Source organism: Microcoleus sp. D2_18a_B4, assembly GCF_036702475.1.
Classification (GTDB): Bacteria; Cyanobacteriota; Cyanobacteriia; order Cyanobacteriales; family Microcoleaceae; genus Microcoleus.
Genome location: NZ_JAUBTL010000112.1, coordinates 1 through 9100, shown reverse-complemented (window position 1 = coordinate 9100; position 9100 = coordinate 1). Strand labels below are relative to the sequence as shown.

Here is a 9100-nt window from a genome sequence, read left to right as displayed (position 1 = left end):
GACTAATGACTACTGACTACTGACTACTGACTACTGACTACTGACTACTGACTACTGACTACTGACTACTGACTACTCTTTTACTCGCACGTCGATAACGCTGGCGTTGAAAATGTACTTGCTGCCTTCAAGCTCTAGCGTAGTGCCAATTTTGACTTTCGTATTACCTAAAACCGGGCCATTTTCAGTAAGTTGACCTTTTCCCTCTAAGGTAAACATCATATTTTTGCTGAAGGCTTCTTCTTCTCTGGGATCGGGGAGAGCTTTCAGAGTGCCGTTGGGCTGAGGAACTGCTAGGGTTCTGGTGAGAGTTTTGGCTGATTTGATGGTAATCTGACCGGAGGGTTGATTGCGGATCACCACATTGATTTTATCACCGGGTTTGAACAAATCTTGAACGTTTGTTCCTTTAAGACCGATCGCAATTGCATCAATTTCTACAGGTTTGACACTGGTGCCGACTTGGGCGACGGAACCGCCAGAAGTGCCGGGAAAGAAGAAGATTCCGACTGCAACTAGCAGTACGATCAGAGCCGCAGCTACGTCTAGGATGCTGAGTTTGCCGAACAGTCGGCCTTGAGAATCCAAAATTTTCATAAATCGCCTATTATACTGATAGCGAAAGGAGTATGTTTACAAGCTCAGGACTTACGCAGACATCGATGAAAAACAGATGCTGCTATTGCTGAGCTACCGCTGGCAATGACATACTTTATTGATGCGTAAGTCCTGAAGCTAAAAGATATTACCACAACGATCGCCCCAAATCCGCATGACTGGGGCACTTAACCCAGAAGGCAGTTGACGGCGGTTGGTTGGCCTGCGGGCCGATCGCCCAGAAGCTGGTGGCGCGGTTAAAAATTGACAAAAAGCTAGAATAGCAACTAATCAGCCTCAAATTGCGTCTGCCTATTTAGTGACTTTTCGAGTTTTTCCTACAATTTTATCTAACTTCTGGCACGTATCACTCATGTTAAAAAATTTTTGGTTGACTTGCCGGCGTACTTGTGGCCGGGGGATTTATCTGTTTCTGTCCCTGATGGTGGCTGCGGGTATCTGGGTGGTTTCCCCGGAACCCACTCAAGCATTTTCTTTGCCTGAACTGATTTTCCGAGGCATTCAAGTTATTCAATTGTCGAATATGTCCGATCGCCAAGAGGTGACTATTGGCCGACAAATTAATCAGCAGTTAACCAACAGCGAGTTTAAGATTGACCGCGATCGGGATACTACAGAATATATCAACCGCATCGGTCAACGACTCGCTCAAGAAAGCACTCGCCCCAATATTCCTTATACTTTTCAAGTGATTGACGACGACAATATTAATGCTTTTGCGACAATGGGCGGTTTTGTTTATGTGAATAAAGGTTTGATGACGGCGGCGGACAATGAGGCAGAATTGGCCAGTGTCATCGCCCACGAAATCGCTCACATTAATGCTCGCCACGCGATTAAACAAATGCGTCAAATGGCCATAGCTTCAGGCGTAGCTTCGGCCACTGGGCTCGATCGATCTCAGGCGGTTCAGATTGGGGTAGAATTGGCTTTGCGGCGCCCCCACAGTCGCCAAGCTGAGTATGAAGCCGATCAGTTGGGATTGCAAACTATGGGGCGAGCCGGCTACGCTCAATCTGGGATGGTTGATTTTATGAAAAAGTTGCTCAACAAGCCTTCTCCTCCTAGCATTTTAAGCACTCACCCGGCAACTGGCGATCGTATTGCTGCTATTTCACAGGCTATAGATCCGGATCTTGCTAGCGGTGAAGGTTTGGATAATGAGGATTACAGGCTAGAAATCCGCAGGCTTTTGGGCTCGTAGAAATGTAAATCAGTCAGGCAATCTCTTCTCTTCTCTTCTCTTTTCTTACTTCGCGATCTTCGCGTCTTCGCGGTTCGTTAAAAAACAAATCCAGTTACTAGGGTAAGTCAGCAGCAAGTTAATTGCGATTTAATAGATATCACATCTTGCACCATTCTCAAGAACGGGCTCTTCGGCCCGTTCCACAAGAGATAAATTTTCTTGTGGAACAGGCCGAAAAGCCTGTTCATAAAAGAATTATTGACAATGGTGCAAGATCTAAGATAGATCGAACTTAAACTGACATACCCTAAAACTACAAATTGATTTAACACTGCTGTTGAACAACAGAATCGATCGCAGGTTTCGGGGGTGCAATCGGCTGCGGCTTCAATTGCCTGACAACTTCGTCAAACGGCAAAATTCGGACTTGATTGTTAAATACATTTACTTGATAAACTCTGCGGTAGCTGAGGTCAAATCCTGTCAGCCAGCCACTTTTGGGATGATAAGCGCCCGTGTCAATATCCAACCACCCTTCGCCCCTGACTAATTCGCCCGGTCTGACCCCATGAAAGGTAAAGGTGATCGTGTGACCGGTGATAATTAATTTATTGGGAAAATAGGGTTTCGACATGGTGTGAAATTCCCTGCGAATCCAACAGAGTTGTTCGATCGACTGTTCATCGATCGACAGATGGGGGTCAACGCCGGCGTGAACCAGCCAGATGTCCCCTAAATCCAGGTGCGTGGGGAGCGATCGCAGCCACTCTAAGTGTTTATGCGGCATCATCCCTGTATCTCTGTAGCTGGCTACTGTCGCATCGCCACCACTGTAGAGCCAAGATTGCCACGCTCGCATATCCATCGGCGTCCCCGACAACGCCTCCAGCATCAGTTGTTCGTGGTTGCCCAACAGAGTTTGGTAGGGGCTTTGCTGCACAAAATCTAATACCTGAGCGCTTTTGGGGCCACGATCGATTAAGTCTCCCAAAAAATAGACGCGATCGTTCGAGCTGGGGGCGAGTGCCTCTAGCAGGGTCATTAAGCCGTCGTAATGCCCGTGTACGTCCCCGATAACAATGCGTCGGTGCTCCATTGTGTTTATCCGCTTCCCTGACTCAAAAGCCCCATCTCTAGCTTATAGCATCTGATTTTGCTGTTATTTGCCTCTTACTGCTTTTTTAGACATTTTATGACAATCTCCGGCAAACGAGTAGTTATAACCATCGTTACGATGAACGGGTTTAAGGTGATTTCGAGAAACGCTAATCACGCTATTGCTCACTCGAATATCAAAATTACCTTTGAACCTAGTGGTTTTAATTCTTTTACACTTAACCCCCTGATGTTTTCCGTCAATTATTGAAACAATGTCTCCAGTATTCCAGCCTGCGACTTTTTTCTTGGGTTTATACCCCGAACGCGGAAACCCATATTTATCGGTCGGTACGACTTGACGACTGCCCCAACCCATTGCCTTGATCAACAGCGGTTGATTGACAGCCAAAGTCAAACCTTGACTTACATCTCCACAGCAAGCAGCGTCGATCCAATGAGCCTTTGGAAGCTTTAAGTTAGTCCGATTGAACTTGGTTAAAGAACCGCGTCCTACATAAATAGGTTCAATCTCTGTAGCCTTCAAAGCTTGGAACAAAGCGGACTTGGTTGCGTTAACGGCCGCTGCATCTTTCAATGGGGTTTTAGCTTGACTCATTATTTTCTTGAGAACTTCGGGCTTTTTCTTGAGAAAATCCCTGACATCTTGAGTCCCCTTTTTAATGTTGCATTTTTCGCACGCTAAGCAAAGGTTGGAAACACGATTACTGCCACCCTTAGCTCGTGGGTTAATATGCTCGACTTGCAGCGGTAAATTTTCACTACCACAGTAAGCACACTTCCGATTCCACTTTTCGAGTAGGTATTCTCTAACCTCGTAACCTTGCAATTCCCCTTGCTGATACTCAACGCCAGAAATCTCGGGATTTTGCATTTTTTGAGTGTCAAAACTTACTAACTCGAAAGCAATTGATTGGATGGGTGCTAGCTTGCGAAGGCGAGAAACCCACGTCATGGTCGTTAGCACTCGGTGCTGCAAGCTCGGAGGCAGCCAGCCTTTCGGGCGAACACGATTTAGGAATCTCGCTTTTCGATAACGAGTTTTGCGATTACGGCGGTTGCGTCGAACGGCTCGACGGGTTTCAAGTCGAGATTTGATGGCTTGACCCCGATGGGTGACTTGGGCGCCCCAAATGACCTGGGTTCCCTGAACCAAAGCTATGCCAGTAGTTTTGCTACCAGGGTCGATGCGGATTTCAATTGGTTTTGGTAGATAGTTGACCGATTTTCCCAGAATGATTGTAAATGGGTACAGTCTGAAAACCTTTGCTTTGCCTGCATTCAACAACTTTCTAGCTATCACTGGCAGGCACGGAGTTAGAGGTTTTTTGTCAGCGTCAAGTACGAATACTTGATTGGGGGTTTTAGACATGGTTGCGTCTATTCCTAATTAGTAAAGGTTGCCTCGGCATAGTTATTGGGCGGTACTTTCTCCACAGCACTGGCTTTACAAATCCTTGCCTGTTTAACTGCGAAGTTATAGTGCTTGGGGCTGGCACGCACCCCAAGGTATGAACTTTAACGCTCCCTAATAACGAAAGCCGGGACTTACTTAGCTATTTCGGGATTTCTCCCGAAATGTCTAGGATTTTAGTAAGTCTTTTACGGTGGAGGGGTGTCACCCATTATACTGCTTTGTATAAAGATTCTGTAAAGCTCGCCAGTCTCTGTTTGCGTAGCTACTGGTAGAAACACAGGCAAGCTGTTAATTGTGCTTCTGCAACTGCTGTTACTGAGGCAAAGCTTTGAGTTATTTCACGCGCTAGGGTGCATCAGCGATTAGCCGACCGATTAAGTCGAAAATAATCCTAGCTGACACACCCTAAAATACGATCGAGCCTTAACGATTGTTACTGAGTCAAAGCTTTGAGGAATGTCTGGAGTTCTGCCAAAAAACCTTTCTTTTTTAAGGGTTTGGCAGGTGTGGTGGAGTCAGGATCGTCGGTTCCGAGAGCTTTGGCTAAAATCCGCTCTAAATCGTCTCCGACTGGTTTTTGGGCGGTTTCAGAAATTAGTTTGTATTCGTCGTTTGTTTCCAGCCACACTTGCCAGGATTGGGGGTAGCAGCGGAATAAAGCAGCAGTGTCTAGGGGTCTGATGTAGTAGCAGGATTCAATTTTGCTGAGGAATCGATCGCGCAATTGGCGGCCCGCATAGCCTATACCTATGGTGGCAACATCTTCGAGGCGCGGGTTGAGTAGAATTACTGGGCGACCGGCTGCTGCTATGTAAAGTTTTTCGACTTGAGCCACTTCTACGGCGGCTGGATTGATCAAAATGAAAAGTTGATCTTCCGGCGCTATTTTATCTTCAACAGGAGTACGACTGCTGCCTAAATCAGTGACTTTAAACGGTGTTTCTCCCCAGTCACGGCGCGCGAGGGCTGCAGCACCGGTGTCGGGAAAAAAGACTTTAACTCCGGGGTAGATTTCCTCAAATTCTGGGAGGAATTGTAGGGTGATAGACTGTGCTTGCAGGGCGATTTCTGGAAATACTAATTCGACTTGCAGTAGAGTTTTGCCGTCCGAGAGGGCAGCGGCGGTTGCAATGCGGGATTGGGCGATCGCCTCGTTGAGATCCTTGGGCAGTTCTGTCATTAATTTAATTGTTTTTACTCGACTTCTCTCAATCTAATTTTACCTGAGATATTGCACCATTCTCAATTACCTGTTTAGGAACAGGCTTTTCGGCCTGTTCCACAAGAAAATTCACTCTTTGTGGAAATGGCATCGGGCTGTCGGTTTAGGAACAGGCTTTTGGGCCTGTTCCACAAAAAAAATTTACTCTTTGTGGAACGGGCCGAAGAGCCCGTTCTTGAGCATAATGCAAGATGTAAGTTTTACCGCCTCAAGCAACAAAAGCTAACACCGACACGGGCGAACCGGAACCTCCCAAAAGGCGCAATATTCCGATAACTAAAGTCATTTCAGCCGCAGGTAACAAGTCTAGATTTGCTAGATTTTCCAGCACTATTCGCTGCTTTTCCAATACCAATTTGTTAACCGCAAAACTTTCATCTCGCCCGGTATCGACTCCGTGAGTGTCGGTTCCAACTCCCGCGATAGAGCGTTCTTCTAGCAAAAATTGAGTGGCTGCTTTGCCAAATCCCGGAAAGTGGCAAATTCCGCGATCGTCTCGGTTGAAAAATGCTCCCTGATTATCCCATTTTTCTTGCCACCCAGTATACAATAAAACTAGATTTCCCGGTTCTATAAGTTTGTGCTGCCGTTCCCAAGTCAATATATCATCAATTGTTAAAGTGTAGTCGGGATTGGCAAGACTTTGCTCTCGGATGTCGATCGCAATTGCCGGCACAACGAGTGACTGCGGGGAATAATTATCAATGCTGGCGCCTCCTGCATAAAAGCTGTTGGGTGCGTTAATGTGAGTGCCGCTGTGTTCGCCCATCGAGAATTTTCGCAGGAAATACCCGTCTGTTTCTATTTGAGCTACTGTGGCAATTTCTGTCGCTGGATCTCCTGGCCAAATGGGAATATTTGGGTGAATTGAATGGGTTAAGTCTACAATTTTGCTGTAGGCGATCGTTTTGAGATTATTTAAGTTTAATTGGTTTGTCATATCGTTGGCGATTGTTTTTGAAGTATTTAACCGCAGAGGGCGCAGAGGGCGCAGAGTTAGAGAAGAGAGGGATGGATAATTCGGATACGAATGGATTTGATATCATTAGGTAAAGTAGATTGATTATTTATTAAACCTGGTTGATTTTTTGACCTTCTGCGATCTCAATCTAAAATCTAAAATCTAAAATCTAAAATTGGATTAGTTGATCGAGGGTTGCTTCCATCACATCCTTTGTTTGCCCGGAAACAGTATACACCAAAGCTTCTCGATAAACTCTCCCCGCCGGGTGTACCGCACCGTTAGCAGCACCGCTAGAAACTGCAACCGCAGCGTGCCCGCAACGCACCGCTAAATCAAGGGCTTGAGCTCGCAGCGCTAATTGTTCTGCTTTGGAGCTATGTTGAGATTGTGAGAAATTCTGTTTTAGCCGATCGAGCTTTTGCTCTAGTTTTTGGCAAGCCGCCGTTATAAAAGGTGAATTCTTAGCAGCCGCCGCTGCTGCAATTACATCTAATCCGGCTCGAATACAGCCAAAAGTAGCCGGAACAAAATTCAGTATATTTTTGCTGTCGTTTTCCGAAATCCAGCCGACAGGTTTAACTGAAATTATTTCCGATTCATGCAGCAACCAATTATCGAGAGTTGCTGTCACAGTATTAGTCGAGTTCATGGCAATTAACTGCATGATTTCGCTACAAGCTATTTTACCATATTCGCGTTCAATATTGGCAAAAGGCACTAAACCGAAAACAGCGCGTTCGTCAGGAATTACCGCCGCTACAATAAACTTTTGAAACAAGCCAAAACCTGTTACCCAAGGAACTTTTCCTGACAGTAAATAGCCCGCTTTTGTGGGAGTTGCGGTGACGGCCGGATTGCCCGATCGCCTCAAATGCGAAAACCCAATACCCAAGCGTAACTCTTTTTGGGCGATCGCGGGCAAGTATCTGCTTTTTAGCATTTCATTGTCGCTGTTGGCAATCATCGCAGTTGCACTGTGGTGCTGAGTTTGCAGGAAAGACAATGCGCCGGAATATCGAGCCGTCAATTCCTGATATTGGTAAAAAATCTCCGGTGCAATTTCGGCACCGCCCCATTTTTGGGGAACTCGCAATGCTAAGAGCGATCGAGCTTCCAATCCCGCAACTGCTGTTTTCAGCGCTTCCGAGTCGCTGTCGATAATTTCCGCGTGGGGTGAAACGCACTTTTGCAGGTAAGTTTCTGTGCTGTTTAGAATATCTTGAAAATCCATGTTTTATAATTATTTTATAGTTATTTTTCTCTAAATTCTTGTAAACCCGCCTAAAAATCTGCCCCCAAACTAACTTATTTCCTCATATTTTGCACCCTTCTCGCTTAACAGGCAAGATGCCTGTTCCACAAAAAGTAAATTTCTTGTGGAACGGGCATCTTGCCTGTTCATAAAAGGCTGACTGAGAATGTAACAACTAACTTATTTCCACACTTTCCAAGGAGCCTTCCCTTCATCCCAAAGCTCGTTTAAATACTTGTACTCTCGAAAAGTATCCATCGCAAAGAAAAAGCCGTCATGACGGTAAGCCATCAACTGTCCGTCGGCGGCCAAACGCTGCATCGGCTCCTGTTCTAAAATACAATCATCTCCCCCCAAATACTCAAATACCCGGCGGTTAAATATCATATATCCAACACTGATCCAGCCGTCGATTTGAGGTTTTTCAGTAAATTGAACTACGCGGCTATCGCTGTCTACATCCAAAATTCCAAAGCGAGAAATCGGACGGAATGTGGTGACAGTTGCCAGCTTACCATGAGACTTGTGAAAATCCATCAAGGCGTCAATATCGACATCAGCTACTCCATCGCCGTATGTCACCATGAAATTCTCGCGATCGATATATTTTTCGATCCGTTTTACCCGCCCTCCCGTCATGCTTTCCGCGCCAGTTTCAGCCAGTGTCACCTTAAAATCTTGTTCAAGATGTTCCTCGTGATAAGTGATGATATTTTGGCGTCCCAGACAGATAGTAAAGTCATTGTTCATGGCTTCATAATTGAGGAAATATTCTTTAATCATGTTGCCGCGATAGCCCAAGCACACAATAAAGTTTTGGAAACCGTAGTGTGCATAGATTTTCATGATGTGCCAAATAATCGGATGCCCCCCCACCTCAACTAACGGTTTGGGACGAAATTCTGTTTCTTCTCTGAGACGAGTACCGAGACCACCTGCTAGGATAACTACTTGCATTTTTTCAATTTTTAAAAGATGATCAATTAATTTATCATCAATAATCAGTGATTTATTCAAAGAATTATTAACTTTTTCTCATAGTGAGTGAAGCTTTGTAAACCACAGAAATCACAAACTATTCTCAATAATCGTATGCTGGGCGCCCAGCCCCCTCTATTTACGTCTATTTATGAATAATCCTAGGGTGCGCGCCCAGAACCATGTATTTAAATATTGCGGGAAATTTCTACTTAACCGTAGGTCGCGCACTGCACACCGTATATTTAAATGCGGCGCGCTATTTCTAACTTATACCAATTTTTTATGAGGTTGCATAGAATCCGATCCCCCCTAGCCCCCCTTAATAAGGGGGGGACAAGATTCTT

Annotated in this window: 8 protein-coding genes; 1 reads left to right on the top strand and 7 read right to left on the bottom strand. The window is 45.5% G+C overall.

Features of this window, described 5'->3' with window-relative positions; translation table 11 throughout:
* Positions 1 to 72 precede the first annotated feature (72 nt).
* On the bottom strand, positions 73 to 597 hold the full coding sequence (locus QUB04_RS31830) for a DUF4330 domain-containing protein (protein WP_333290664.1): 525 nt from the start codon (positions 595 to 597) through the stop codon (positions 73 to 75).
* Between the two features lie 373 nt (positions 598 to 970).
* Here QUB04_RS31830 and QUB04_RS31825 point away from each other — a divergent pair, with 373 nt between their 5' ends.
* Positions 971 to 1822, top strand: a complete 852-nt coding sequence (locus tag QUB04_RS31825; RefSeq protein WP_333290663.1) for a M48 family metallopeptidase — start codon at positions 971 to 973, stop codon at positions 1820 to 1822.
* 307 nt (positions 1823 to 2129) lie between these two features.
* Here QUB04_RS31825 and QUB04_RS31820 read toward each other — a convergent pair whose 3' ends face one another.
* The 6 genes from QUB04_RS31820 to rfbF all read right to left on the bottom strand — a co-directional run bounded on the left by QUB04_RS31820 (position 2130) and on the right by rfbF (position 8732).
* Positions 2130 to 2900, bottom strand: coding sequence for a metallophosphoesterase family protein (locus tag QUB04_RS31820; RefSeq protein ID WP_333290662.1), 771 nt, complete (start codon positions 2898 to 2900; stop codon positions 2130 to 2132).
* A 63-nt stretch (positions 2901 to 2963) separates the two neighbouring features.
* Complete coding sequence (gene iscB / locus QUB04_RS31815; RefSeq protein ID WP_333290661.1) at positions 2964 to 4292, bottom strand: RNA-guided endonuclease IscB; 1329 nt, start codon at positions 4290 to 4292, stop codon at positions 2964 to 2966.
* A 478-nt stretch (positions 4293 to 4770) separates the two neighbouring features.
* Positions 4771 to 5517, bottom strand: coding sequence for a DUF1995 family protein (locus QUB04_RS31810; protein ID WP_333290660.1), 747 nt, complete (start codon positions 5515 to 5517; stop codon positions 4771 to 4773).
* Between the two features lie 250 nt (positions 5518 to 5767).
* A complete protein-coding gene (locus QUB04_RS31805) occupies positions 5768 to 6499 on the bottom strand; it encodes a cyclase family protein (RefSeq protein ID WP_333290659.1) in 732 nt (243 codons plus the stop codon).
* A gap of 190 nt (positions 6500 to 6689) precedes the next feature.
* A complete protein-coding gene (locus QUB04_RS31800) occupies positions 6690 to 7754 on the bottom strand; it encodes an acyl-CoA dehydrogenase family protein (RefSeq protein ID WP_333290658.1) in 1065 nt (354 codons plus the stop codon).
* A gap of 201 nt (positions 7755 to 7955) precedes the next feature.
* Positions 7956 to 8732 carry a glucose-1-phosphate cytidylyltransferase gene (gene rfbF, locus QUB04_RS31795; RefSeq protein ID WP_333290657.1) on the bottom strand — a complete coding sequence of 259 codons (777 nt, stop codon included), beginning with the start codon at positions 8730 to 8732 and terminating at the stop codon, positions 7956 to 7958.
* Positions 8733 to 9100: the final 368 nt, after the last annotated feature.

Coding starts and splice junctions, on each gene's coding strand:
- QUB04_RS31830 (WP_333290664.1), bottom strand. CDS start 597: ATGAAAATTTTGGATTCTCAAGGCCGACTGTTCGGCAAACTCAGCATC.
- QUB04_RS31825 (WP_333290663.1), top strand. CDS start 971: ATGTTAAAAAATTTTTGGTTGACTTGCCGGCGTACTTGTGGCCGGGGG.
- QUB04_RS31820 (WP_333290662.1), bottom strand. CDS start 2,900: ATGGAGCACCGACGCATTGTTATCGGGGACGTACACGGGCATTACGAC.
- iscB (WP_333290661.1), bottom strand. CDS start 4,292: ATGTCTAAAACCCCCAATCAAGTATTCGTACTTGACGCTGACAAAAAA.
- QUB04_RS31810 (WP_333290660.1), bottom strand. CDS start 5,517: ATGACAGAACTGCCCAAGGATCTCAACGAGGCGATCGCCCAATCCCGC.
- QUB04_RS31805 (WP_333290659.1), bottom strand. CDS start 6,499: ATGACAAACCAATTAAACTTAAATAATCTCAAAACGATCGCCTACAGC.
- QUB04_RS31800 (WP_333290658.1), bottom strand. CDS start 7,754: ATGGATTTTCAAGATATTCTAAACAGCACAGAAACTTACCTGCAAAAG.
- rfbF (WP_333290657.1), bottom strand. CDS start 8,732: ATGCAAGTAGTTATCCTAGCAGGTGGTCTCGGTACTCGTCTCAGAGAA.